Source organism: Flavobacterium sp. FG19 (genome assembly GCF_057809475.1).
The window spans coordinates 211,207-236,108 of record NZ_JBMDKA010000006.1 but is presented as its reverse complement, the minus strand read 5'-3'; the positions used below and the strand labels follow the sequence as shown (position 1 = coordinate 236,108).

At 34.9% G+C, this 24,902-nt stretch carries 20 protein-coding genes; 3 read left to right on the top strand and 17 right to left on the bottom strand.

What is annotated here, in order from left to right; genetic code table 11:
* Positions 1-98: 98 nt before the first annotated feature.
* From ACODST_RS08715 to ACODST_RS08705, 3 genes are all read right to left on the bottom strand, one after another.
* Entirely contained in the window at positions 99-710 is a 612-nt protein-coding gene (locus ACODST_RS08715) for a hypothetical protein (protein WP_488931729.1), read from the bottom strand.
* Positions 711-1,070: 360 nt separating this feature from the next.
* Positions 1,071-2,504, bottom strand: a complete 1,434-nt coding sequence (locus ACODST_RS08710; RefSeq protein WP_488931728.1) for a rubredoxin — start codon at positions 2,502-2,504, stop codon at positions 1,071-1,073.
* 276 nt (positions 2,505-2,780) lie between these two features.
* Complete coding sequence (locus ACODST_RS08705) at positions 2,781-6,296, bottom strand: molybdopterin-dependent oxidoreductase (protein ID WP_488931727.1); 3,516 nt, start codon at positions 6,294-6,296, stop codon at positions 2,781-2,783.
* Between the two features lie 173 nt (positions 6,297-6,469).
* Here ACODST_RS08705 and ACODST_RS08700 point away from each other — a divergent pair, with 173 nt between their 5' ends.
* Positions 6,470-7,174 (top strand): Crp/Fnr family transcriptional regulator, encoded by a 705-nt coding sequence (locus ACODST_RS08700; protein ID WP_488931726.1) that lies wholly within the window; start codon positions 6,470-6,472, stop codon positions 7,172-7,174.
* A gap of 123 nt (positions 7,175-7,297) precedes the next feature.
* Here ACODST_RS08700 and ACODST_RS08695 read toward each other — a convergent pair whose 3' ends face one another.
* The 12 genes from ACODST_RS08695 to nirB all read right to left on the bottom strand — a co-directional run bounded on the left by ACODST_RS08695 (position 7,298) and on the right by nirB (position 20,166).
* Entirely contained in the window at positions 7,298-7,615 is a 318-nt protein-coding gene (locus tag ACODST_RS08695; RefSeq protein ID WP_488931725.1) for a type II toxin-antitoxin system RelE/ParE family toxin, read from the bottom strand.
* Entirely contained in the window at positions 7,615-7,848 is a 234-nt protein-coding gene (locus tag ACODST_RS08690) for a hypothetical protein (RefSeq protein WP_488931724.1), read from the bottom strand. Before ACODST_RS08690 ends, ACODST_RS08695 begins: the two co-directional genes overlap by 1 nt.
* A gap of 103 nt (positions 7,849-7,951) precedes the next feature.
* On the bottom strand, positions 7,952-8,575 hold the full coding sequence (locus ACODST_RS08685) for a class I SAM-dependent methyltransferase (RefSeq protein ID WP_488931723.1): 624 nt from the start codon (positions 8,573-8,575) through the stop codon (positions 7,952-7,954).
* Positions 8,576-8,721: 146 nt separating this feature from the next.
* Complete coding sequence (locus tag ACODST_RS08680; RefSeq protein WP_488931722.1) at positions 8,722-9,312, bottom strand: hypothetical protein; 591 nt, start codon at positions 9,310-9,312, stop codon at positions 8,722-8,724.
* A gap of 123 nt (positions 9,313-9,435) precedes the next feature.
* Positions 9,436-9,798 carry a hypothetical protein gene (locus ACODST_RS08675; protein WP_488931721.1) on the bottom strand — a complete coding sequence of 121 codons (363 nt, stop codon included), beginning with the start codon at positions 9,796-9,798 and terminating at the stop codon, positions 9,436-9,438.
* 138 nt (positions 9,799-9,936) lie between these two features.
* Positions 9,937-11,190 (bottom strand): alginate export family protein, encoded by a 1,254-nt coding sequence (locus ACODST_RS08670; RefSeq protein ID WP_488931720.1) that lies wholly within the window; start codon positions 11,188-11,190, stop codon positions 9,937-9,939.
* A 79-nt stretch (positions 11,191-11,269) separates the two neighbouring features.
* Positions 11,270-12,769 (bottom strand): MFS transporter, encoded by a 1,500-nt coding sequence (locus tag ACODST_RS08665; RefSeq protein ID WP_488931719.1) that lies wholly within the window; start codon positions 12,767-12,769, stop codon positions 11,270-11,272.
* A 98-nt stretch (positions 12,770-12,867) separates the two neighbouring features.
* Positions 12,868-13,527 (bottom strand): response regulator, encoded by a 660-nt coding sequence (locus ACODST_RS08660; RefSeq protein ID WP_488931718.1) that lies wholly within the window; start codon positions 13,525-13,527, stop codon positions 12,868-12,870.
* Between the two features lie 730 nt (positions 13,528-14,257).
* Entirely contained in the window at positions 14,258-16,060 is a 1,803-nt protein-coding gene (locus ACODST_RS08655) for a sensor histidine kinase (protein ID WP_488931717.1), read from the bottom strand.
* A gap of 6 nt (positions 16,061-16,066) precedes the next feature.
* Positions 16,067-16,651: a DUF4202 domain-containing protein gene (locus ACODST_RS08650; RefSeq protein WP_488931716.1), complete on the bottom strand. Its 585-nt coding sequence runs from the start codon at positions 16,649-16,651 to the stop codon at positions 16,067-16,069.
* A gap of 268 nt (positions 16,652-16,919) precedes the next feature.
* The gene (gene nirD / locus ACODST_RS08645; RefSeq protein WP_488931715.1) at positions 16,920-17,297 is read right to left on the bottom strand and encodes a nitrite reductase small subunit NirD; all 378 of its coding nucleotides are present in this window, start codon (positions 17,295-17,297) and stop codon (positions 16,920-16,922) included.
* Positions 17,298-17,652: 355 nt separating this feature from the next.
* Positions 17,653-20,166, bottom strand: coding sequence for a nitrite reductase large subunit NirB (gene nirB / locus ACODST_RS08640; RefSeq protein ID WP_488931714.1), 2,514 nt, complete (start codon positions 20,164-20,166; stop codon positions 17,653-17,655).
* 268 nt (positions 20,167-20,434) lie between these two features.
* Here nirB and ACODST_RS08635 point away from each other — a divergent pair, with 268 nt between their 5' ends.
* Positions 20,435-21,208: an META domain-containing protein gene (locus ACODST_RS08635; RefSeq protein WP_488931713.1), complete on the top strand. Its 774-nt coding sequence runs from the start codon at positions 20,435-20,437 to the stop codon at positions 21,206-21,208.
* Positions 21,209-21,333: 125 nt separating this feature from the next.
* Here ACODST_RS08635 and ACODST_RS08630 read toward each other — a convergent pair whose 3' ends face one another.
* Complete coding sequence (locus ACODST_RS08630) at positions 21,334-22,620, bottom strand: DUF2130 domain-containing protein (protein WP_488931712.1); 1,287 nt, start codon at positions 22,618-22,620, stop codon at positions 21,334-21,336.
* Between the two features lie 315 nt (positions 22,621-22,935).
* Complete coding sequence (locus ACODST_RS08625) at positions 22,936-23,817, bottom strand: LysR family transcriptional regulator (protein WP_488931711.1); 882 nt, start codon at positions 23,815-23,817, stop codon at positions 22,936-22,938.
* A gap of 308 nt (positions 23,818-24,125) precedes the next feature.
* On the opposite strand from ACODST_RS08625, the gene ACODST_RS08620 reads away from it, so the two are divergent.
* Entirely contained in the window at positions 24,126-24,833 is a 708-nt protein-coding gene (locus ACODST_RS08620) for a class I SAM-dependent methyltransferase (RefSeq protein ID WP_488931710.1), read from the top strand.
* Positions 24,834-24,902 lie beyond the last annotated feature (69 nt).

The following is a 24,902-nucleotide window of genomic DNA, read 5'->3' as shown; positions in this document are numbered from 1 at the left end:
ATTAAAAAGTCAAACCCCGTTATTTTAAACTTACACACTTTTTAGGATAGTGTCAAAATAAAAAAGGTTTAACTCATAAAGTCAAACCTTTCTCTTCATTATTTCTTCTTTTTAGCTTTTGCCTTTTTTTTAGACTTTGCTTTCTTTTTAGCAATTTTTTTAGCTTTCGCTTTGTCTTTTGCTTTTTTAGCTTTTTCTTTTTTCTTAGCGGCAGCTTTTAATTTTGCTTTTTTAGCTTTCTCTTTCTTTTTATCTTTTTTGGCTTTCTCTTTTTTCTTTGCCGCTTTCTTTTTCTCTTTTTCCTTGTCCTTATCTTTCACCTTTTTAGTTTTTTTATTGTTAGGTTTGTCTTCAGCAGTTTCTTTTGTTGAAGTAGTCTCTGTTGTAGTCTCTTCTTTTATTTCAGCTATAGGTTCTATAACTTCCGGTTTAACTACAGGTGCTGTAACTTTTTTTGCAGGTGTTCTGCGTACAGTAGTTTTTACTGTTGCTGCAGGAGCAGTTGTTTTTACTGCTGGTTTAGCAGGCGCTTTTGTTACAGTAGATTTTGCGGCAGCAGGTTTCGCAGCCGTTGTCGTTTTGGCCGGAGCTGCTTTGGCAGCTGTTGGTTTTACTGGCGCAGCTTTTGTTTCTTCTGCAGCTGGTTTTACGTTTTCTGCTGCTGGAGAATCAGTTTTTTCAGGAGTAATTTCTTCGGGTTTGTTTTCCATATATTAAGTGCTTTAAATGAGGGTATTAATAGTAGTGTAACCAAATTGTTAAGTTTTGGTTAAGTAAAGATAATTATAAAACAAGCTTTCTAATGTTAAGTTTTTTGATATTTTTAGGAATTAAATACCTGATTGTTAAAAGGTTAATTTTTTGTCTGAAAATTTAAACCTGAATTTCTTAACAATTCTACATGAAAAAATAGAAGAATTTGCTGTATAATAAGTCTTTTTGCTAATAAGCTCTTTTAAAAATGACGGCCCGGCCCTGATGGAAGCGGCATTCTTTTATCGTGCCGCGGCGCGATAAAAGATACAGCGGACAGCAGGAACAGCTCCTGATTAATATTTGAAATGACAGGATTAGTTTTTTACCAGCTCTAAAATTCTAAAATTGCTTTTTGGTGCTTCACAAAGAGAACAGCAATAGGTTTCTGGCAGATTTTCAAACAAAATGTCTTTAGGAATTCCCTGAGTTTCGTCTCCGTATTCAGAATTGTAGAGTGTTAAACATTCCTGACATTGGTAAATATCTCGTTTTTGTTTTTCTTTTGTCTGTTTATTTTCGTTAGTCTCAGCTGTAGTATTTCCGAGCTCATCGAAGTATTTCCGACTTAATTCAATTAAAATAGTCGGAAGTTCCAATTTGTCAATATCTTGTGAATGCACAATATATTCGCGTGTATTGGGGTCGAAATTCTTCGCAAACAAAACATTATAAGTATCTCTGATTTTAATAGACTCTAAAGCTGTCGGAAGTTCGTTTTTTTCGATTACAATCGAAGTAAAATAATGTCCGTCGCGATTGTATTCTGAAATTCCGAAATTCAGCCCGTAGGTACTGATATCAAATTGGTCTAAAGTTCGAACTAAAAAAGTTTTAAGATTCAAAGCCCATTCCATTGCTACTGGTAAATGCCAGTTTAATTCTAATAATGAATGACGAACGTTGATTCCTCTTTTACCAAGGAATTTTTCCCATTCTAATTTTCGGTCTTTCGGAATTCCTTTTATAATGAAAGATTTCCAGGGCGTAATCGAGATTTTTCCGATTTTGCATTCAAAACACAGATCGCACATTTCTTTCAGAAAATCCAGATCGTACAGATTATTTCGCCAATACAATCCCAGCCAGTATTGATCGATTCCCATATGATTCATTCCTTCGTAGTATGGAAAAGGATAAAACGGAATGTTCAGCGGTTTGTCAATTGTACGGTTATTAGTGTCTAAAGCTTCGCTGACCAGACTAAAAAGGGGGTCGATGTCGACTAATTCTTCTTCTTCGGCAATTTTTTCTATTTGATAATAAATTTTAGCCAAATCCCAAGTATAAAGCAGAACAGGGTAGGTTTCCATTTTTCCCCATTTTGGAAGACGGATGTATAAATACCAGTAGTCCTCGATTTCTGAAGCTATAAAATTCAAATGTCCTGTAAATAAAGGAACCAATTGCTGTTTCGGATCGGTTATGTTGACTTTCAGTTTTGGTTGTTCTTTGAATTCTTCTAAAATATAGAGAAAGCGATTTCCAGTTAACCAATTGGTATTTCTGAAAATATCGGTCGAAACATAAGACGATACAATATTATTTCCGCTCTTTTGATCAGGATAAACAAAATGATGTTTGCCTAAAGTGGTTTTGTCTAAAGATTTAAAACCTTTCGGGAAAATAATATCCTGTCTGGAACCAAAAGAAATGGAATCCAAACCTTCCTCTGAAGCGATATTTACAACCTCTCTAAGTTCTCCCGGCGAAATAACGCCTCCTTTTACTATTAATCTTGTTAGTTCCATGGTTTTTGTTTCAGGTTTTCTTTGTTTCAGGTTTCAGGTTTTGGATTGTGTTGATTTAACCGCAAAGTCCGCAAAGGTTTTTCACAAAGGTTTCTAAGGTTTATATTCTGTGTGTTAAATTGTTTTTTTTAAGTTCGCAAAGATTGACTAAAATCTATTCTCAAAGCTTTGCGAACTTTGTCTTCTTTAAATATACTTTGCGAATCTTTGCGAAAAAACTTTGCGCTCTTTGCGGTAAAATTTATGTTCAAAGTAAAGCAGCATTCAAAAAAGAACCTATTTACACTTAGCCAAAATTTCTTTTACCTCCGTTTTACAACTTCCGCATCCTAAACCTGCGCCTGTGTTTTTGCATAATTCCGTGAAATCGTTTACACCGCTTTTAATGGTTTCTTCAATGTTTCCCGAACCAACCTGACTGCACGAACAGACTAGTTTTCCGAGAACGGGTTTTGCATTTGAACTTCCTCTTAAAAGTGTATTTCGTTTGTCTGATAATTCGATTTTGCTTTCAATCATCGTTTTAAATTCAGCAAACTCGTTTTTGTCTCCCATTAAAATCGCACCGACCAGAAGATCATCTTTTACGATACATTTTTTGTAATAACGTTTTTTGAGATCGGTAAAAACGATTTCTTCGTACGAATCGTCATTCTCTGGAATCGTCAAATCGCCAATACTGCAAAGATTGATATCTTCTAATTTTAGAATATTCATCAAAATTGAACCTTTGTAATAACTGCTGATATCGCCAGCTAAAAAGTTGGCCAGAATATCAGCTTGTTCTTCGGCGGCAGAAGTGATTCCGAACAATTTATTGTTGAATTCTGCTATTTCTCCAATCGCAAAAATATCAGGATTTGAAGTCTGAAGATATTGATTGACTTTTACACCTCGTCCGCAGATTAAACCGCTTTCTCGGGCGATTTCGATATTCGGAATCGTTCCAATCGTATAGACAATTGCATTGGCTGTTAATATTTTACCGCTTTTTAAAGCAATCTCGATTTCGTTTGGATTATCGGTTTCAAAAACGGTACTGACTTCGTTATCAAAATAAATCTGAATATCGCGAAGCTGTACTTCTTCCGCCAAAAGTTTACTCGAAATACGATCCAATTGACGTTCCATTAAACGAGACGCACGCTGAATTATAGTCGTTTTTACTTTTTTATGTTTTAAAGCGGCAGCCAATTCTAATCCTAATAAACCACCGCCAATAATCACAACATGCTGTTCTTCTGGCGGAAGATTGGTGCTGTCAAGATGTTTTTTCAAACGATCAGCATCTTCTTTTCTTCGAACGGTAAATCGACCAGGAAGATGCAATTGTGCATTTTCCGGAACAAAGGGACGGCTTCCTGTTGCCAGAATCAAAGAATCGAAAGTATGAGTTTCACCTGAACTGTCTTTTATAATTTTACTTGAAGTGTCTATTTTATCAATAGCAACTCCAGCTTTCATGGTTATTTTTAACTTATTGAAAGTTTCGCCGTCTTTTACTTTTAAAAGCTGTTCCCAAGTAAATTCTCCCGTCATATATTCGGGAAGCAAAACACGATTGTAAAACGGATTTACTTCATTCGAAAAAACAATAATTTCATCGGTTGTATTGAATTCACGATAGTTTTGAATGAATCGGAAAGAAGCGGCTCCGGCACCTACAATGGCAATTTTCTGAAACGGTTTTACATATTTTTTGATTGAAACTGTGGTAAACTTAAAATCAGGTTCTTTTGAAACGGGATCGACAACCGTATTGGTTAAATTATTCGTTCGGTTTAAATCATTTTCGAGTTGTTTTCCCCAGTGCATTGGCAGAAAAAGTACTTTTTCTTTGATTGCATCCGTCACTTTTGCTTTTACCCGAACTTCGCCATTTTTGCTTGAAACCGTTACAATATCACCGTTTTTAATATCATTTTTAAAAGCGTCAATCGGATTAATTTCTAAAACCGGACTCGGAATATGGGTTAATAATCTTGACACTTTTCCTGTTTTCGTCATTGTGTGCCATTGATCGCGAATTCTTCCTGTTGTTAATATGAAAGGAAATTCAGCATTGGGCTGTACCGAAGTATTTTCGATAGAAACAGGCAGATTAAAAATCGCTTTTCCAGAATGTGTATAGAATTTTTTATCGGTAAAAAGTCTTGGTGTTCCTGGATGATTGTAATCCGGAACGGGCCATTGAAAAGTTCCCTCGGTTTTTAAACGATTATAATTTAAGAACGAAATATCAATATTGGTGTTTTTTGTAAGTGCGCAATGCTCTTTGTAAATTTCTTCGGCATTATTAAAATTGAAGCCGTTGAAATTCATTTTTTTAGCAAAACGAATTAAGATTTCGATATCCGGAAGCGCTTCTCCAGGCGCATTGATTCCTTTTGGTAAATACGAAATACGACGTTCCGAATTGGTCATCGTTCCTTCTTTTTCCAGCCAGCCTGCAGCAGGAAGAAGTAAATCGGCAAATTTGGCGGTATCCGCATTATGCGAAATATCTTGAACCACAACGAATTTGGCATTTTGAAGTGCTTTTTCGGCTCTTCGGGAATCAGGTAAACTCACTAGCGGATTCGTACAGATAATCCAAACGGCTTTCATTTTTCCAGACTCTAAAGCTTCAAACATTTCTGTTGCCGTTAAACCTGGTTTGTCTGAGATTTCGTCAACGCCCCAAAAGTCAGCCACTTCTTTGCGATGTGTTGGATTGGCAATATCTTTATGTGCGGCCAAAAGTGTCGCCATGCCACCCACTTCTCGTCCGCCCATTGCATTAGGCTGTCCAGTTAGAGAAAAAGGGCCAGAACCTGGTTTTCCAACTTGCCCCGTTAATAACGATAAATTTAAAAGTGCCGTATTTTTATCAACTCCAACAGCGCTTTGGTTCAGCCCCATTGCCCAAAGCGAAATAAAACCCTTTGCTTTTCCAATTAAATCGGCAGCGAGTTTAATATCGTTTACAGAAATACCGCAGAGCTTAGATGCTTTTTCAAGCGAAGTGCTTAAAACCAAGTCTTTGTATTGCTTGAAATTTTCAGCATGATTTTTAACGAAATCGTGATCTACATGGCCTTTTTCGATAATTCGTTTGGCAATCGCATGATATAAAATAATATCTGATCCGGGAAGAATTTGAAGATGTAAATCGGCGAAAGCAGCTGTATCAGTTCGTCTCGGATCGATACAAATTATTTTGGTTTTAGGATTTTTTTCTTTGTGTTTTTCTAATCTTCTGAAAAGTATAGGGTGACACCATGCGGGATTTGCTCCTGTAATTAGAAACGTGTCGGCTAATTCGATGTCGTCGTAAGCAATTGGCACAGAATCTTCTCCAAAAGTTTTTTTATAGCCTACAACGGCAGAACTCATGCAGAGTCGGGAATTAGTATCGATATTATTGGTCTTCAAAAAACCTTTCACAAGTTTATTTACCAAATAATATTCCTCTGTTAGACATTGTCCTGAAATATAAAATCCAACGCTGTCTGGCCCGTATTTTTTTATTATAGAAGAAAAAACGGCCGCAGCACGATCCAAGGCGGTATCCCAACTTACTCGCTCCAGCGGATACGATTTACTTCCTCGCATTTCGGGATATAAAATTCGGTCAGAAGTATCGTTGACTACGTAATGCAGATTCATTCCTTTTGAACATAACATTCCTTTGTTTACCGGATGATCTTTGTCACCTTCAACCATAACGCCGTTTTTAGCATCGTTAGTTACAACAATACCACAGCCAACGCCACAATACGAACAGGTAGTTTTGATTTTTGTGTTTTGCATTACAGTTCTTTTTTAGATACTAATTTTTGAATCTGTTTGTGTAAATAAATTACGTACACAAAAATAAGTATTTTTACGTATAAATACGTAATTTTTGAATTTATTTTTTTATTTTTGATGCATTAAAATGAGTAACAAGAAATTAGTTTTTAATCCGATAAAAATTTGGACTCATGAAAGAAGAACAAACGCTCTGTGATTCTTGTGCCAATGAAAATTGCTTTATCAAGAAACACCTGCATTTGGAGCAGATGAAAAACTATGTATCTAAGAAACAGCAGTTAATCTGCAAGAAATCGGATCCTTTTATTGTGGAAGGGGCGTCTTTGCAAGGCCTTTATTTTATCTGTAAAGGAAAAGCTAAAACCGTAAAAACGGGAATAAATGGCCGAGAACAAATTGTTCGTCTTACTAAAAACGGTGACATTGTAGGTTTCCGCGGATTTGGAACTGGAAAAAAATACTTAATTGGAGCTTATGCCTTGGAAGATACGGTTTTGTGTAATTTCAGCAATGAAACGATGATGGAGATTTTACAACACATTCCTGAATTTACGTATGCTTTGATGCTTTTTTACGCCGACGAATTAAATAAAAGCGAAAACAATATCCGGAAAATAGCCCACATGAATGTTCGTGAACGTGTAATCGATTTACTGCTTTATATTCATCGTAAATTTGGACAAATCAACGGGTTGATTGATATTGACCTTTCCAGAAAAGAAATTGCTGATTTTGCCGGAACTACTGAAGAACAAGCGATACGTATTTTGTCTAGCCTTAAAAAAGAATCTTTAATTAAAACGGAAGGAAAGCGTGTTGGGATTTTAGGAATTTCAGAGTTAAGATCTGAGATTATGGAGCATAAGTATTTTTAATCTAAGGTTCTAAGTTGCTAAGGTTTTTTATTATAGAGACGCACTGCAGTGCGTCTCGCACAGAAATGTTTTATGTTTGAATAGATTCTTGAGTTCAATACGTATTATTTCATGTATTGAAGTTTATTTTGTGCGTCTAAGTTTTACAGGATTTTGTCTTGTGTCAAAAACGTCAGCAATTTGGATTTGCTTATTTTCTTTATCTATGCTGTAAATAATCTTATAATTTTTACAGACTAAATAATGATATTCACTTTGTCGGTCAAGCAAAAGTTCTTCGATTTGAGTAGAAAGATTATTGGAAATGAGCTTATTTGGTTCAGAAATTATTTCCTGAATGATTTTTTTAGCGACTCTGATTCCAGCTCTATGAAGATAATAGTCGTAGATTTTATCAATTTCATTTTCTGCAAACTGCGACCAGACAATTTTTAATTTCATTATTTGTATTTTTCTAAAAGCTGAGAAGTCGTTTTATATCTTCCATTTTTAAAATCATCTTCAGATTGGTTTATTCTATTATTAAACTCTTCAATTGACATTGGTTTGAAAAAATCATTATCATCGGTAATGTCTTTGTTTTTTAATAAATTTTCCAGCTGAGAAATCAGTTCTTCGCTTTGAATTTTTAAAAATTCCTGAACAAATTCTATTTTTCTAGTTTGTAAATCCATGACATTGAATATTTTTTCAAATTTACGAATTATCTTCCAAGGGAATATTTTTTTAAGTTTTTTTTTGTAGAGACACATCACAATGCGTTTCTACGTCGGGTATTTATTTTTTTCTTCCCACAAATCGGATTACAGAACCTGTTCCGTTATGAAATAAACCTTCGTTGAGTTCAATTTCTTTTTCTTCTAATTCTATGATTTCGTAATTAGGAAAATCGGCTTTGATTTCTTCTATTGAAAAAAGAGATTCAATGTCTTTTGGTCCGCCTACTTTTTCATTTTTAGTTACATATTCTAAATGTTTTTTGCTGAAAGCTTCAAAGATTATAATTCCGTCTTTTTTTAATAATGCATTTAACTGTTTGTGAATATCCGATTTAATTTCTGCAGGAAAGTGCGCATAAATTAAAGCTATTGCATCAAATTGTGATGGTTCAAAATCTAGTATTTCTAGTTCACCAACTTGATAATCAATCGAAACATTGTTGTTTTTTGCCAAAAGAAGCGCTTTGTTTCTACCTTCTTCACTAATATCAAAAGCCGAAACTTCCCATCCTAGTTTTGCGGCAAAAACGGCATTTCGCCCTTCTCCTTCGGCAGGAAAAAGGATTTTGCCCGTTTGTAGCTTTTCAATTTGTTCTTTTAAATAATTATTTGGTTCTTCTCCGTATGCGAATTCTTCGGTTTTGTAACGGTCGTCCCATCTTTGAGTCCAGGTGTTGTTCATTATTTTTAAATTGGTTTAAGTTCTAAAACTAAATATTCAAGAGATCCATGTGTTTTCTATTTTATCTATAATCCATTTTTCGTTCACTTTTTTTATAAAGATTCTGAAGCCTTGTCCAGAAAGTCTGCCCCAAGTAAAACCACCATTTAAAATTCCAAATTTTTATCTTGATCAAATTGAATTCTAGAAAAAGAGACAACTCCATTAAAAACAAAAGGATATTCAGTTTTCCATATTTCTCTTCCTTTTGGAAATAGTGCAATATCTTTTAGTTCAAATTTATTTGGAAGTTTGATGTTTTTGTATTCGAATATATACGCACTGTCTTTCTTTTCTTTCGGAATTAAAGTTTTAGCGTTTTTAAAATGTGTTTTAAAGTATTTTGTCAAATCTTCTTCACTGTATTTTAGGGTGGAATCAAATGCAATAATTAATTTTGAGGTATCTTTTTCGATTTGTGCCATCCTGGCGTTTACTTCTAATAGTTCTCGGTCGTATTTTTCTTTTGCATTTGTTGTATCAATACCAATTCTATTTCCATTATCATCAAATATTGTTTTCCCGTAAAGAGGTGGTGGAACACTAAAAAGTCTATAATCAATGCATATGGAATCAATTAAATTCGGAAAAATTTCAGTCATTACACTTTTTTCAAATTCTAAGTCAGTAACGTTCTTTTCACAACTGAAAAAAATAATAATAATTAGTATTAATGCTGTGTTTTTAAAACTCTTCATGTATCAAATATACCAATTTAAAAAGTAGAATAATTTGTATTAAACACAAAAAAAACACCCTTTCTCAAAACAGAAAAAGGGCATTCTTTAAATTTCAGATTTTAAAAAAATCTCTTTATCTTTTTAAACAAGTGTAGTTACACCGCTATTAACATCAATTTCTGCAAAATTATGTTTTCCCATAACGATAAGCAGTTTGTCTGAATTATAGCCAACATATCTAATTTCAGGATTTCCTTTTTTAGGTTTTCCGCAAACCGAAATTACGTTGGTCTGCCATTTCAATTTACTTCTTTTGTAGGCTGATATGGTTTGTAAGTCGTTTTCAACATAATAAACCATGTTGTTTTTTTTAATGCCTCTTTTGGGTGTTTTGGCAAAGTTTATTTCGGAGTTTTTCGAAATTAAATCATCATTGTATTTTTGGGCAATACCAGTATGCGTAACAATGAAGGTTAACATTGATAGTTTTAAAAAAGGTTTCATCAGGATAGAATTTGGGGTTCATAATCGATTCAAATATAAATAATTAAAATATATAAGCGGCTTTTGATAAGTCAAAAAAAATACCCTTTTCCAGAAATAGGAAAAGGGTAAAATATAGAAGCTAATTTTGAAGAAAAATTATTTTTTCCAGCTAAAAATTCTGGGATTGACAGATATTGATAACCATGCCCAATTGTTGGTATGATCAGCGTCTCCGTTTTTAATAAATTCCATGGTTTTTGAACCAAACATCTGCGAGTAACCTCCTGTAATTGTGATGTCTTTTTTGAAATTGAAAATAAATGAAGCATCAATTTCAGTTCCTAAATAAGAATCCATTTTTTCGTTTAAAGGCGTAACGACATCAGCAGCCGATAAAAAAACATGAGGACTCAAAGCAAACTGCCATTTGTTTACATTGTAGCTTAGTTTAATAAAAGCATCTTGCAAACCGACATTATTTAAATGATTGGCAACATAAAAATAATCCATAAAACCATTAAAGCCATGATTGGTTCCAAAAATAGGATTGAATGATTTGATTACAGAGCTTCCGTCATTTACTGCTTTTCCGGATAAAAACTCATACCCTAAACCAGCTTTAAAAGCATCTGTAATGTTGTAATTGAAATTTGCGGCAGCATTCCAGGCGCTCACTTGTAAATCGGTGCTTTTTCCGGTTTGTCCGTAAAACCAAAGATTACTGTCAATTTTATTTGTTTTATATGCCAAATAAGGTCCAAAAGTCTGTTTGTAATCTACTAAAAGTTTCGCATCGGTATTGGCGTATTCGTAACCTGTATTTAGAGCAAGAAAGCTTAAACCAAGAGCTTCACTAAATTGGTTGTGATACCAGGCATATAGTAAAGCTTTGTAATTGGCAACGGTATAAGGTGTTTGAAAAGTATTTTCGGCAGTAGAATTATAAGCGCCTCCAAAATCCAATTTCTGTTTTTCTGTCTGAAACGTTATTGTAAAGGCATCATGGCTTTGAGCCTGCTGTCCCCAGTCTTGCTCTCCTAAAATACGCTGATTATCGTATGAAAGTACCTGACGTCCCATTCTGGCACTCCATTTCTCATTGAAATTGTATTGTGCCCAGGCTTCAAAAACTGCCACACCGTTTTTATCCGCTACTGCATTTGTTGGCACATCTCCCCAGGTTCTGGTATTCTGCAAAGTTAATTTTACAACTAATTCGTCTTGTTTGTAATTGAAATTTAAGCGGGAACGCTGTGAGATTTGTGAAGTTCCTTTTTGTCCTTCGGGTAGAAGTGTTCTGTAGCCGTTTCGGTATTCAAAACGGGGCCTGACTTGTAAATTTACATCCAATTCCTGTGCATTCATAAGTGCAGTTGTTCCTAATAGCAATAGAAAAATGATTCTTTTCATAAAAGTGGTATTTTTTTGGCAGCGTAAAATTATAAGAAAATTAGGCCTTTGCTAATAATAATCTAATTATTTTTTAATTTTAGTTTACGGCCGCTATAAGTTGAGGCTGCTCCGTCGTTTTTGTTTTGATTTCTTGTTTCTGGGTTATTTTTTTAGTGATGACATAATGCATCCAAACCAAACAGCCGGTTGAAAACAACAATATAAAAATCCATGAACTTGACCAGATTCCGGTGGCAGTTAATAAATATCCGAAGATTATCGGGCCAAAGAAACCACCCAATCCACCGATCATTCCAACCATTCCGCCTACAACGCCCACCTCGCTAGGGAAATATTCTGGAATATGTTTGTAAACTGCCGCTTTTCCAATTCCCCAAGAGATCCCGATTAGAATTACGAGAACCAAGAAAACCCACATATTGGCATCAAATTTAATAACCGTTACTCCTTTGGCGATAAGCTCTTTTTTAGCAACACTTTGATTGTGTGATACAACTACATCCTGCCAGCTTGAAGTGGTTGGAAAAATGGTGTTTTGAGCTGTATTTGCTGTTTTTTGCACAATTGGATATTCTTTATCTCCAACTTTTACGGTTTTATCGCTGATTTGGTTTACAACGCCTTTTTTAGCGGCTAATATTCCTGGCCCTGAAGTGGTGATTTCCATTTTCGGAATTGATAATAAGGCGCTCAAAATTACCGAAGAACCCAAAACCCAGTACATTACTTTTCGTGCTCCGAATTTATCAGATAAATAACCTCCAAAAGCTCTGATAACTCCAGATGGCAAACTAAACATTGTAGCAAACAAACCGCCCATTACTAAACTAGTCTGATACACATTCATAAAGTTTGGTAAAAGCCATTGTGAATATGCTACAAAACAACCGAAAACTAAGAAATAATAAGCTCCGAATCTCCAAACTCTTTGTGATTTTAATGGTAGAAGCATTTGAGAAACCGTTTTGGTACTGCTTTCTGGTTTTTTGTTTTGAGTGAAAAGCAAAAAGGCAATGCCAATTACAACTAAAGAAACAGCATAAATAACAGGAAGAACTTTCCAGCCATTTTGTGGATCATCGATTGAAAAATGATTTAATAATGAAGGTGCTAAAAAAGTGGTAATGGCGGCACCAGCATTTCCCATTCCGAAGATTCCTAAAGCGCGACCTTGCCATTCTTTTGGATACCAAATTGAAGTATAGCCAATTCCGACAGCAAAACTGGTTCCAACCATTCCGAAGAAGAAACTAAGTAAAGCAAACATGAAAAAACTGTCGGCGTAGGGAAGGAGGAAAAGCGGAATTGAGCTTAGAAGCAGTAAAAGTGTAAAAACATATTTGCCTCCAAATTTATCAGTTAAGATTCCAATTGGCAGACGCATGATTGATCCTGTTAAAATCGGAATTCCTAAAAGCCATCCCACCTGAACAACGCTCCAGTGGAAAATTCCGTTATCGACTAAAAAGGTTACTAAAACCCCGTTTAATGTCCAGCAGGCAAAACACACTGTAAAAGCCAATGTGTTCAAAAATAAAATTTTGTGAGATTGCGATAATGAGTTTGTCGTTTTCATAGTACTTATATTTTTTATCAAAATTAAGTACTATAACCTAGTTAAAAGATGCGAAAACGCAGTTTTTGAAAAATAATTAAGTATTTATACGTATTTTTTTAGATTAAAGAATACTCAGTCGCTTTGTTCGAAAGTTCCATTAAGTTTTTTACTTTCAGTTTTTTCATTAGATTGAAACGGTGTACTTCGGCAGTTCTTTTACTGATGTCCAATGCTTCAGCGATTTCTTTGTTTCCTTTTCCAGATAATAAAAGAGTTAGGATTTCTTTTTCTCTTTTGGTAATCATCATTTCTTCGCCCAAGTTTTGTTTTGGTTCTAATGAATTAACGGGATTCGTTAATTGACCAATTAAGATAGACGAAATGTCTCCGCTGAAATATTTTCCGCCAGCCGAAACGCTGTGCAGTGCTTTTAAGAATTCTTCTTTAGATGAACCTTTTAGTAAATAGCCATCTGCACCGGCTTTTATTGATTTCAATACGTATTCTTCCGATTCGTGCATCGAAAGCATAATGATTTTCACCGGATTGTTTTCGCTTCTAAGTTTTTCTACTAATTCGATGCCCGTCATGTTTGGCATACGAATATCGGCTATAAGTAAATCAGGTTTGGTTTCGGCAACTACTTCAAGTGCGTCGGCACCGTCGATGGCTTCGCCTACAACCTCAATGTTTGCTTCGTTTTCCAATAAAGATTTGATCCCGTCCCGAACAAAAACATGGTCATCTGCCAGCACTACACGAATGATATTACTCATAATTTACTTAATTTAGATTCTAGATTTTTACGTATATTCATCTATAACGAAGACGCTAATATACGTACTTTTTTTAAAAGTAAATTCCAATATTAAAATTTCTAATGTTGGAAATTCCAAATTTCAAAGTTTTCTATACGTAATGTTTGTAATCTCGACGAAGGAGAGATTTCCACAAGTAACTCTACAAAGATTGGCGATTATGATTGTCTTTTTTTTTGCACGCAGATTTTGCAGATTTAAACAGATTTTTTTCATTGTAAAGCTGGAAAGATTGTCGATTTTGATCACGGAATTTCTTGCGGAGATTTCTCTCCCGAAGCCTCGGGATCGAAATGGCAAGATTAAGGTTAACGTTACGTTTGTCATTCTGAGGAACGAAGAATCATACTCGGGAGTCGACAAAGATTGCCGATTTTGATTACGGAGTTTCTTGTGTGATTCTTCGTTCTCCAGAATGACAAAAAAAATGTGAAGTAAATAAGAGGTCTTTTGAAAACGATTGCCCGCGAGAGGGATAGGAGGAAGCTACCGAAGTAGCCCGGATAGCCCGACAGTATTAGGGAAAGTGGGCGCATATATACAAAGTTAGATAGCCCACTTTTTCTAATACTGGCTCGCCCTGATTAATTAGATAATGAGTTAATGTGGCAATTAGATAATTCTTAGAATGCGTTAAATAATTATCTATTTTTTTCAAATTGACACATTATCTAATTGACTAATTATCTCATTTAAGAATTGGGATGTTGAAGGTGATTCTCGTTCCTTCGCCTGGGATGGATTTGATGAAAACGCGTCCGTTGATGTATTGGATGCGTTCGTTCATGAATAATAAGCCCATTCCGGATTCGCTGTTGCGTTTTTTGTCGACTGATTTGATATCGAAGCCTTTGCCGTTATCGTCAACTATAATGCTTAATAATGATTCGCTATGCGAAAGCTGGACGATGATATGCGATGACTCGGCATATTTGATGGCGTTGTTTATTGCCTCTTGCGTAAGTCTGTAAATGTTGATTTCGATTAAGGAATCCAAACGTTGGTCAAAATCGGTTTTGTTATAAAAAAGAATTTCTTTTCCGGTTAGTTTTGAAAGTTCCTGAGTAAGTTTTGATAATGATGAAACGATTCCGTGATCGCTTAATTCCGGTGGCATTAGGTTGAAAGTTGCTGTTCGGACACCTTTTATAATGTCTAGCGAAAGTTTCTTTAAATACTCAATTTTTTGTTCCGATTTTTCTCTGTCATCTAAATTGATGCTTTCCAGACTGAATTTTAAACCTGTTAGCATTTGCCCAATTCCGTCGTGAATTTCTTTGGCGATTCGGTTTTGCTCGTTTTCCTGATTTTCAACGATTTTGCTTGAAATAATCTTTTGCTGGTTGATTTTTTCAGTGGTATTTTCAAGGTTTAGGCGCTCGACTTCGCGTTGTGCTTTTTTGCGTTCGGTGATGTTGAAACAAACGATTAGAAGTTCCAGTTCGTCTTTTTTGATCATTACGGGAACCATAGATAAATCGAGCCAAATGGTTTCGTTTTCTTTGTTTAAAATACTGATTTCGCCCTGCCAGCCACTGCGCTGTTTTTCGAAAATTAAACGATCGAAGTTAAGCTGTTCTTTTTCGTCAACAGTTAAAACTTCAGAGAATTTTTTGTTGGAAGAAAATTTGGTATAATTAAGCAGTTTTGCAAATTTTTCTCCGATATGAATGATAGAACCGTCCGGGGAAATTCGGCAATAGAGTAAGGTGTTTTCCATTGCATAATTGAGCGATTTGAGTTCTTTTACGGAGTTTTCCTTGATTTCGCTAAGGATTTCAGTGTCGTATGCGAGTTTTAAGGCTTTCTTTTCTGATGATAAAAGCTTGGCAATTAATCGCTCGATCTTCTTGTTGGTTGGTTTGAAAATGAAGAAGAATTCTAAAAGAAGAACCAGTAAAGTGAATCCGAAAATCCAGTATTCTATTCGGCGTTGTTCGGTTACTTTTTCATGTGCTTCGAGATCGTATTGCGTTACGATTTCGTTCATTTTGGAAAGGAAATTGCCTTCGTTTTCCAGAATTGTTTTTACGTTTTTTTCGGCAGACTGTTTTTTCTGCTTTAAATTTTGTAAAAACGAATCGGTGGATTTAACAATTTTATTGAAAATCGGATTGATTTCCAGATATAATTTATTGATCGTTTCTGATTTTTCTTTTGGAAAAGCCAGACTGTCGTTTCCGTTTTCGAGTGCGTTTTGATTCTTTTTCCACAGTGCCAAAACTTCTTCTAAATGTGAAATTTGCTCAGTAGAAGCGGTATCGGAAACGTAATGCAGAATCAGAACTTCTTTTACGATTTTCTGACTCAGCATTCGCTGTTTTCCTGAAAAGTTAATGATTTTGGAATCGCTTAACTGCTGATTCAGATTGTATTGCACTAAAATCTGACTGACAATTATAGTTAAGGCAATAGTAAGAAGCGCAAAAAAATACAGACGACGTAAATTTTTGAAAGTGATTTTGTCTTCTTCCTGATTGCTTTTTTTCATATTGTTTTACAATCCCAAAGAGGCTTTTATAAGATTTAAGTTTTCTTCGGAATAACTGATTTTCAAGGCTTCCTGATGTCCTTTGTCTGACATTTTATCCCAGGTTTTTTTGATGATGTTTTTCAGCTTTTCTTCGTCGTGTTTGTGAACGAATGGTTCTAGGTAATATTCTAAAAAAACCAGACAGATTACGTCTTCCAATAATTGGGTTTCGGCATCTTTTTTAAGTAGTTTTTTCTCAATCAAAAAAGAAACACGATCGATAAAAGCTTGATCGTAACCTGCTTTTGCCAGAATTTCAGCAGTAGTTTTTGAGTGGAATTTTTTCAGTTCTTCTCTCCATTTCAAATAACCTACACGATCCATTGGATAAGACTCGCGAGCAACTTTCCATCGGCAGATATGCTGGGCTTTTGAAGCAATCTGAATTTCTTCTGATGCATTGGGTTCAAATTCCATCAGTCTTTTGTACATCCTGTCTGAATACAATAATTCTTTTGGATATTCTTTGTTTTGATCGGTTTCGATGTTTGGATCCTGAGCGTTTTCTGCATCAATCCATTCACTTGCTTTTAGAAAAGGTGTGTTCATTTTTTTGGTTAAGTAATAGATTTCAAAGATACGGAATTATGTTTTTTTTCGCCACGAATTCACGAATTTGCGCAAATTATTGTTTCTGTTTTTGCCACAGATTACACAGATTAAAAGGATTTTTTCTAACGCAAACTTTAATCTTTGGCTATAATTTGAAATGTTTTTGCCACGAATTTCACTAATCTCCACGAATTTAATTATTGTAATTGGTGTAATTCGTGGCGAAAAAAAATCCTTTTAATCTGTGTAATCTGTGGCTATAAAATTAATCCGCAAAGCCAACGAATACTTCGTCTTCAACAATTTTAACAGGATACGTTGCAATGCTGTAATCGTCTCCGTTTAGGTTTGAACCATCAACTAAAGAAAAGGTCTTTTTATGCATAGGACAGGCGATTTTCGGAATGTCGTCTGTTGAACCTGTCATTCCTCTTGAAAGTACCATTTCCATTTTGTGCGGGCAGGCGTTTTGGCAAGCGTACCATTCGTTGCGTCGGGTGAAATTGAAAATCGCGATTTGTTTGTTTTTGTATTTGATGCATCCGCCTCGATTGGTTGGGAAATCTTCTACTTTACCTGCTTTGAACCAAATTGTAGCGTCGCTTGCGTGAACTGTTTCGTATTGATTTAAGATTTCTTCCATTTTGTTTTTTGTTTTGATTTCCTGTTTCTTGGCCCTCTTTTTACAATCAAGAGAGATTTGATGGCGCAGTAAAAAAGAGGGCAAGAAGGACAGCAAACGTTTAATTTATTTTTTTTCTTTTTTTTGGAGCTAGGTTTTTTGCCACTAAGGCGCAAAGACGCAAAGTTTTTTTAATCTTTTTAATCCTTTAATCTGTGGCTTTAATTTTAAACACATAGAAACATAGATTTATAGTTTGAAAAAAGAAATATTTAAAAGAAACTCGTTTCTTAACACATAGCTATGTGTGTTTTAAATAAGTGAAACGCCTTTTTGTATTTTTTGGATCTATGTTTCTATGTGTTTAAAAATATGTTTACGACCAGGCTTTTGGCATTTTTTGATCTCTTAGCGGAACAAAAACAGCATTATCATCTTTTTCTTCTGAGTTTATGAAATGATTGAAACGTTTTAATAATCTTGGTTTTTCCAGAACTTGTTTCCATTCGCATTCGAAAGTATTTACTAAAGTCTGCATTTCGGCTTCCAAGGTTTCGCAAATTCCTAAACTGTCTTCTATAATTACTTCTTTTAAATATTCTAAACCGCCATCTAATTTTTCTAACCAGGTTGATGTACGAATCAGTGGGCCAGCCGTTCTTATATAATACATTAAGAAACGATCCATGTATTTTATCACAGTTTCTTTGTCAATTTTCTCTGCTAATAAAACAGCGTGTTTTGGATTGGCTCCTCCATTTCCTGCTATATATAAATTCCATCCGCCTTCTACGGCAATTAATCCGAAATCTTTTCCGCGGGCTTCGGCGCATTCGCGAATGCAGGCAGAAACACCACCTTTTAGTTTATGCGGAGAACGAATTCCTTTGTATCTGTTTTCTAGTTCGATGGCAAATCCGGCGCTGTCGTCCATTCCGTAACGGCACCAAGCATTTCCGACACAGCTTTTTACGGCTCGAAGTGATTTTCCGTAGGCATGACCGCTTTCAAAACCATTGTCGATTAATATTTTCCAGATTTTCGGTAAGTCACTTAAATGCGCTCCGAATAAATCGACTCTTTGCGCTCCTGTAATTTTGGTGTACAAATCGAATTGTTTTGCCACTTCGCCAATCACGATTAGTTTTTCGGCTGTAATTTCACCTCCGGCAACTCTTGGAACAACAGAATAGGTCCCGTTTCGTTGAATGTTGGCTAGAAATCTGTCGTTCGTATCTTGTGTTGTAACATGTTTATTTGCCGTATCATTGTAAATACTAGAGAAAATAGAAGCTACAACTGGTTTGCAGATTTCGCAACCATCGCCTTTTCCGTGATGGTCTAAAACATCGTAGAAATTCTCGTATTTGTTGATTTTAACTAAATCAAATAATTCCTGACGTGTGTAGCTGAAATGTTCACAGATAACCTCTTTAACTTCTTTTCCTAAAGATTTTTGAGTCGCTTTTACCAAATCAGAAACCATTGGTTTACAGCCTCCACAACCCGAAGTTGCTTTGGTTGCTTTTACAACATCTGAAAGAGAAGAACAGCTTTCGTCTAGAATTTTACAGCAAATAGCGCCTTTGGTAACATTTTCACAAGAACAAATTACCGCTGTATCTGGTAAATCCATTACACTTCCTAAAGAAGAACCCTCAGAACCGTCACGAGAACCTAAAATCAAATCTTCAGGATTTTTAGGCAATGCCATTCCATTGATGTAAATCTGGAAAAGCGAATTGTAATCGCTGGAATCTCCAACTAAAATGCCGCCTAAAAGTGTTTTAGAATCTTTGGTAACATTGATTCTTTTATAAATTCCGCTTAGTTTATTTTCATAAATAATAGCTGTTACATTTTCATTCTCAATAAAAGGATCACCAAAACTCGCCACTTCAACACCAATTAATTTTAATTGAGTTGACATATCGATGGTTTCTCTCATGGTTTTGTCACCATTTAAGATTTGCTCTGCAGCAACATCGGCCATTTCGTAGCCTGGAGCAACCAATCCGTAAATGTTTTGGTTGTAAAGCGCAGCTTCTCCAATAGCAAAAATGCAAGGATCTGAAGTTTGCATTTGATTGTTTACTACAATTCCGCCTCTTACGCCGACTTCAAGTCCGGAAATTCTTGCCAGTTCGTCACGAGGTTTAATTCCAGCAGATATAACCAACATGTCTACTTTTAACAATTCGTCGTTGGCAAACATCATTCCGGTTATACTTTCTTTTCCGTCAATATATTGTGTTGCTTTGTTAAGATGAATTCCGATGTTTAATTCTTCAATTTTGGATTGAAGCATATCGCTTGCACCTTGATCTAATTGTCTCGGCATCAAACGAGGTGCAAATTCAACCACATGCGGATTCAATCCTAAATCTCTAACTGCTTTTGCCGCTTCTAATCCTAACAAACCTCCGCCTAAAACTGCTGCTTCTGTAGCTCCTTTTATTTTTATTTTTTTGGCGTAAGCCATAATCGCGTCAAGATCTTCTATAGTTCTGTACACAAAAACACCTTCTTTTTCGACACCTTCAATTGGAGGTACAAAAGCAGAGGAACCAGTTGCTAAAACTAAGTAGTCATACGTATGTGTTTTGCCTAAGTGTGTATGAATTGTTTTTGAATCACGATTAATATCTGTAATTAACTCGGATGTATTGAGAATAATATTGTTTTCTGTATACCATTCGGTTGTTGATAATGATAAGTCATCAGCTGTTTTACCTCCAAAGTACTCGCTTAAGTGAACGCGATCGTAAGCTCTTCTTGGTTCTTCTCCAAATACTGTGATTTGATACTTTTCTTGTCCTGATTTTGCGACAAACTTTTCGCAAAATTTATAACCAACCATGCCGTTTCCAACTACTATTACTCTAATCATGATTTCTTTAATTAAGTATTATTACGCAAATATAAGTATTTATACTTATAAAAATACGTAATTAATTTATTTTTTGAACAGATTAAAGTTCTTGTCACTACGTATTTTGTCGTAATCTTTTACGTAGTGCGGGTTTTGAATGATTTTGGAGTGATTTGATTTTTTTAAATTTGAAAGGATTCTAAATAAGCGTCTCAAAAAAATGTCGTAAATTCATAAGAATTTTATATGTGTTTTGCGAAAGAGAACATTCTTAAATATAAATCTCATGAAAAATATATTATCAATATTGTTATTAGCAACTTTACTAATTGGCTGTAAAACGACAGCAAACAAAGAATCTGGCACAACATCTTCTGTAAGATCTACAGAAGAAGATTTAAAATATTATTTTAAAGGAACAGGAAATGAACCTTTTTGGGGAATCAAAATAGGAAATGAGGAAATTGTTTTTACTTCATTAATACCTGGAAAAGAAAAAATTACTTTTCCTGCTGTTGAAGCGATTAAGGCAATGGATGCCAATGTAAAAATGTATAAAGTGAGTAATGAATCGGCTTCGGCAACAATTACAATTCAGCAATTGGATTGCCAGGATTCTATGTCGGGTGCAATTTCGCCTTATAGTGTAAAAGTTGAAATCAAAAATAATTCTGAGTTAGAAGTGAAGAAACTAAGCGGATGTGGAAAATACATCACTGATTACCGTCTTCATGATATTTGGGTTTTGGAAGAATTAAATGGCTACAAAGTTTTTGCAACCGATTTTCAGAAGGAAATGCCGAGAATAGAAATTAATTCAGCCGAAAACAGATTTTCCGGTTATGGTGGCTGTAATTCAATGAGTGGTTCTATTTTTTATGAAAAAGATTTATTGCGTTTTACAAAAGTGATTTCAACGCTTATGGCTTGTCCGCAAGGGAATAAAGAGGGTGAATTTACGAAAGCGTTGCAGAGTACGACTACGTATTCGATTGGGAATAATCAATTGATTTTGTCAAATCCTTCTGGAAAATTGGCTGTTTTTAAGAAGGTTGATTAATATTTGTTTCCCGCAGATTTTGCAGATTTTGCAGATATTTTTTACTGCCACAGATTCTACAGATTAAATTGATTTTTTCTGCTTAATCTGCAAAATCTGCGAGAGCTTTTATTTTTTAATCGAAGTTATTCAAACAATTCCTTAGGATCTTCCTCTTCCGGTTCTTCCTCAATAAAATCCAATTCTAAAGCTTTCACGCTTTGAACCGCATTTCCGGCAATACCGCGAATCGAACCATACATTCCTAAAGTATTATGAACCACTTTTTCGATTTGTTTTTCGCGCTGTTTCCAGATTCTCTGCATTGCTCTTTTTTCTGAATCTAAGTCGCTTTGCATTTGTGTAAAACCTTCTACAATTCCTTCAATCTGTAAACGGAATTCGTTGCTCGTCAAGAAATCATATAACATTGACATTTTATCCCCTTTATTCTCCTGAGCTTCCACGGCTTGACTAATTTGAATAAGAGACTGACGTAAAACGGCACTCAAACCTTTAAATTCTTCATAAGTGCAAATCCAGATTCCGTCTCGCATGCCCATTCTTTCCATTCCGTTGGGCATTACTTCGGTAACCAAAACTCCAATGTTTGCTCTTTTGGTACGAATGTCATTTTTGAATTTCTCTATCCAAGAAGGCTGGAATGCTTTGGTTCTTTTACTTTCGTAATAAATAGAACCGCAGTTTTGATGTTCACGAGTGTTTACAATCTGCAGACAGTCGGCACCGTTTGCGCCTTTTTTAACTTCGTCAATACTGTCAAGAGGGAAGTTGTTGGCCAGCCATTCTTCAATTGCTAATTCCATTACTTCGCCTTGCAATTGCATAGAACCTTGTTCCTGCTTGCGTTTCATTTCTTCAGTCAGCTTTTTTTGTTCTTCAAGCTGTTTTTGAAGTTCTTTGAATTTAAGTTCGTTTTTATCGTCTTCTTGTTTTCTGATTTTTTCGCGTTCCAAAGTCAGTTGAGCATTTAACTGTTTTTCCGCTTCGGCTTGAATGGCTTCTTTCATTTCCAGTTTTTCGCGTTGCAATTTTGCGATTTCGCCTTCCATTTTATTCAATTCCCTGATTTTTTCTGATTTTTCAGAGAGTTCTTTTTCCATCAAAAGCAAACGGTCTTTGTTTTCTTCTTCGAGTTTGGCTTTTAGTTTTTCTGAGATTTCTTTTTCGGCTGTTTTTTTCTCGCGCTCTAAACGCTCCGCAAAAAGTTCGTTTTCTTGTTTCTTTTTGGCTTCAAATTCGGCTTTGGCTTTTTCGAATTGCTCATTTTTAAGCTCTAATTCTTTATTTTGAATTGTAGCTTTTTGTTGGAATTCTTTACGGATGCTATCTTCCAATTGATGTTTTAATACGTCATTGACATCGATAGGAGTTCCGCAGTTTGGACACTGAATTGAAGATTGCTCAGCCATTTTATATTGAGATTTTATTGTAAAATTTGAATTTGCTAAGATATTTAAAAGTTCTCTTTTTGTGATGCGGATTTCTGTACTAAATTGTAACGATTTTTTGTTATGGCTACTAAGGCGCTAAGGCACGAAGTTTTTTGCCACAGATTAAAAGGATTGGAAAGGATTTTTCTTTCACGCAGATTTTATAAGATTTAAGCAGATTCTGCAGATGATTTTTGAAAATAAATCTGCTCAAATCTGCTGAATCTGCGTGAAATTTATTTTTTAAATAAAAACTTTGCGACTCTGCGACTTTGCGAGATTGAAAAAAGCGTCTTAGCGCCGTTGTGGCAATAAAAAAGCAACAGCAGATTGTGTAATCTCAGAATCATCTTCTCTTAAAGTGATAATCGAAACATCTGTTTTTAAATTGACTTTTTTTAATTCGATAAATCCAAGTTCGGGATCATGATTGTTTCTGGCGATATTGGATGGAACAATCGAAATTCCCAATCCATTTTTGACTAATTGTACAATGGAATTGATGTTATTGGCTTCGTGAATAATCTTCGGCGTAAAGCCATAAAAGGCGCATAATTCCAGTAAAACTTCGTGATAATGGGGTGCGTAATCTTTATTAAAGAAAACGAAAGTTTTATCTTTTAAATTCAGTATTTCTTTTTCAGATTTTAGCGGAATGTTCTTTTTATTAAAAACAATCGAAAATCCATCCTGAAACCATAAATGCGATTGTATTTTGGGTGAAGTAATAGGCGATCGAATAATCCCCATTTCGATTTTTCCTTGCTCCAAAGCAGTGATTTGTTTGGTGGTTGAAATCTCAAACAATTTGAAATTTACATACGGGAACTGTGTTTTCAGATGTTTAATTAAATCTGAAATCACAGCAGAATATATCGAACTGATGTAAGCGATTCTGAATTCACCCGAAACATTTTCGGCTATCTTTTTTGTTTTTAATGAAATGCTTTCGAGATTTTGAAAAAGATCTTTTACTTCTTTTTCGAAATATTTTCCGGCTTCGGTCAATTCGACTTTTTTGTTATTTCGGATGAAAAGCTTTGCTTGAAGTTCTTCTTCCAGTTCTGCGATTTGTCGGCTTAATGGCGGTTGTGAAATAAAGAGTTTTTCTGAAGCTTTGGTAAAGTTCAGTTCTTCGGCAACCGCTAAGAAGTATTTTAAGTGACGTAATTCCATGATACTTTAAAAGTATTAATGATTGATAAAAATAGTATTTTTAAAGTATTTATGAAAGAGATAGTTTTGGCTTTAGAAGTTAAGAGTTAAATGTTATGAGTTAAGCGTGAAAGAAATGACACATAACTCTTAACTAATAACCTCTAACTTTAAAAGAAAGAACAATTCTCTCGCAGATTTAGCAGATAGGGCAGATTATTAATTAATTTTATTAAAATCATTCTTAATCACAAATATTCCGATCATATAATAGCAAAAAGATCCCCTAAATCTGCTGAATCTGCGAGAGTTTAAAAAAAACAAAAGACATGAAAAAATCAACTATTACAGAAATCAAGGAACGATTTGATAATGATGTCGAACGATTTTCAAATTTAGAAACGGGACAAGTCGCCACAATTGATGCGACTATTTCTTTGGAATTAATTACTGAAGCTTCCAAACGTATTGTTCCGAATGCTGCAACTGTATTAGATGTGGGTTGTGGGGCTGGAAATTATACTTTAAAAATGCTGTCTAAAGTGCCCAATTTGAATTGCACTTTGGTCGATTTGAGTTTGCCAATGTTAGATCGTGCTTTTGAAAGGGTTTCAGCAGAAACAAACGGAAAAGTCGAAACCAAACAAGGTGATATTCGCGAAGTAGATTTAAAAGAAAACAGCTTTGATATTATTTTAGCAGGAGCAGTTTTACATCATTTACGTGATGACGAAGATTGGGAAAGTACTTTTACAAAGTTGTTTAAATTATTAAAACCAGGCGGTTGTTTAATGATTTCAGACTTAATCACGCAAGACACAGAATTATTGAACGAATATACGTGGCAGCGTTATGGAGAATATTTGGAAGGAATAGGAGGGGCGGAATATCGTCAGAAAGTTTTAGATTATATTGAGAAAGAGGATTCGCCTAGATCTATGAATTATCAATTGGATTTGATGAAAAAAGTAGGTTTCTCAAAAGTTGAAATCTTACATAAAAATATGTGTTTCGGAGCTTTTGGCGGAATTAAATAAGTTTTTTATAGCCACGAATTCACGAATTTATTTTTTAAATCTATGCGCATAGTATTTAAAATAATTCGT

Excerpts from the sequence above, each read along its gene's own strand:
- nirD (WP_488931715.1), bottom strand. The coding sequence starts at position 17,297 with ATGGAAGAAATCTTAAATCAATACGAAACAGTTCACGCAAGCGACGCT.
- ACODST_RS08680 (WP_488931722.1), bottom strand. The coding sequence starts at position 9,312 with ATGAAGAGTTTTAAAAACACAGCATTAATACTAATTATTATTATTTTT.
- ACODST_RS08635 (WP_488931713.1), top strand. The coding sequence starts at position 20,435 with ATGAAAAATATATTATCAATATTGTTATTAGCAACTTTACTAATTGGC.
- ACODST_RS08705 (WP_488931727.1), bottom strand. The coding sequence starts at position 6,296 with ATGCAAAACACAAAAATCAAAACTACCTGTTCGTATTGTGGCGTTGGC.
- ACODST_RS08650 (WP_488931716.1), bottom strand. The coding sequence starts at position 16,651 with ATGAACACACCTTTTCTAAAAGCAAGTGAATGGATTGATGCAGAAAAC.
- ACODST_RS08685 (WP_488931723.1), bottom strand. The coding sequence starts at position 8,575 with ATGAACAACACCTGGACTCAAAGATGGGACGACCGTTACAAAACCGAA.
- ACODST_RS08660 (WP_488931718.1), bottom strand. The coding sequence starts at position 13,527 with ATGAGTAATATCATTCGTGTAGTGCTGGCAGATGACCATGTTTTTGTT.
- ACODST_RS08690 (WP_488931724.1), bottom strand. The coding sequence starts at position 7,848 with ATGGATTTACAAACTAGAAAAATAGAATTTGTTCAGGAATTTTTAAAA.
- ACODST_RS08715 (WP_488931729.1), bottom strand. The coding sequence starts at position 710 with ATGGAAAACAAACCCGAAGAAATTACTCCTGAAAAAACTGATTCTCCA.
- ACODST_RS08655 (WP_488931717.1), bottom strand. The coding sequence starts at position 16,060 with ATGAAAAAAAGCAATCAGGAAGAAGACAAAATCACTTTCAAAAATTTA.
- ACODST_RS08665 (WP_488931719.1), bottom strand. The coding sequence starts at position 12,769 with ATGAAAACGACAAACTCATTATCGCAATCTCACAAAATTTTATTTTTG.
- ACODST_RS08695 (WP_488931725.1), bottom strand. The coding sequence starts at position 7,615 with ATGAAATTAAAAATTGTCTGGTCGCAGTTTGCAGAAAATGAAATTGAT.
- ACODST_RS08625 (WP_488931711.1), bottom strand. The coding sequence starts at position 23,817 with ATGGAATTACGTCACTTAAAATACTTCTTAGCGGTTGCCGAAGAACTG.
- ACODST_RS08700 (WP_488931726.1), top strand. The coding sequence starts at position 6,470 with ATGAAAGAAGAACAAACGCTCTGTGATTCTTGTGCCAATGAAAATTGC.
- ACODST_RS08675 (WP_488931721.1), bottom strand. The coding sequence starts at position 9,798 with ATGAAACCTTTTTTAAAACTATCAATGTTAACCTTCATTGTTACGCAT.
- nirB (WP_488931714.1), bottom strand. The coding sequence starts at position 20,166 with ATGATTAGAGTAATAGTAGTTGGAAACGGCATGGTTGGTTATAAATTT.
- ACODST_RS08710 (WP_488931728.1), bottom strand. The coding sequence starts at position 2,504 with ATGGAACTAACAAGATTAATAGTAAAAGGAGGCGTTATTTCGCCGGGA.
- ACODST_RS08630 (WP_488931712.1), bottom strand. The coding sequence starts at position 22,620 with ATGGCTGAGCAATCTTCAATTCAGTGTCCAAACTGCGGAACTCCTATC.
- ACODST_RS08670 (WP_488931720.1), bottom strand. The coding sequence starts at position 11,190 with ATGAAAAGAATCATTTTTCTATTGCTATTAGGAACAACTGCACTTATG.
- ACODST_RS08620 (WP_488931710.1), top strand. The coding sequence starts at position 24,126 with ATGAAAAAATCAACTATTACAGAAATCAAGGAACGATTTGATAATGAT.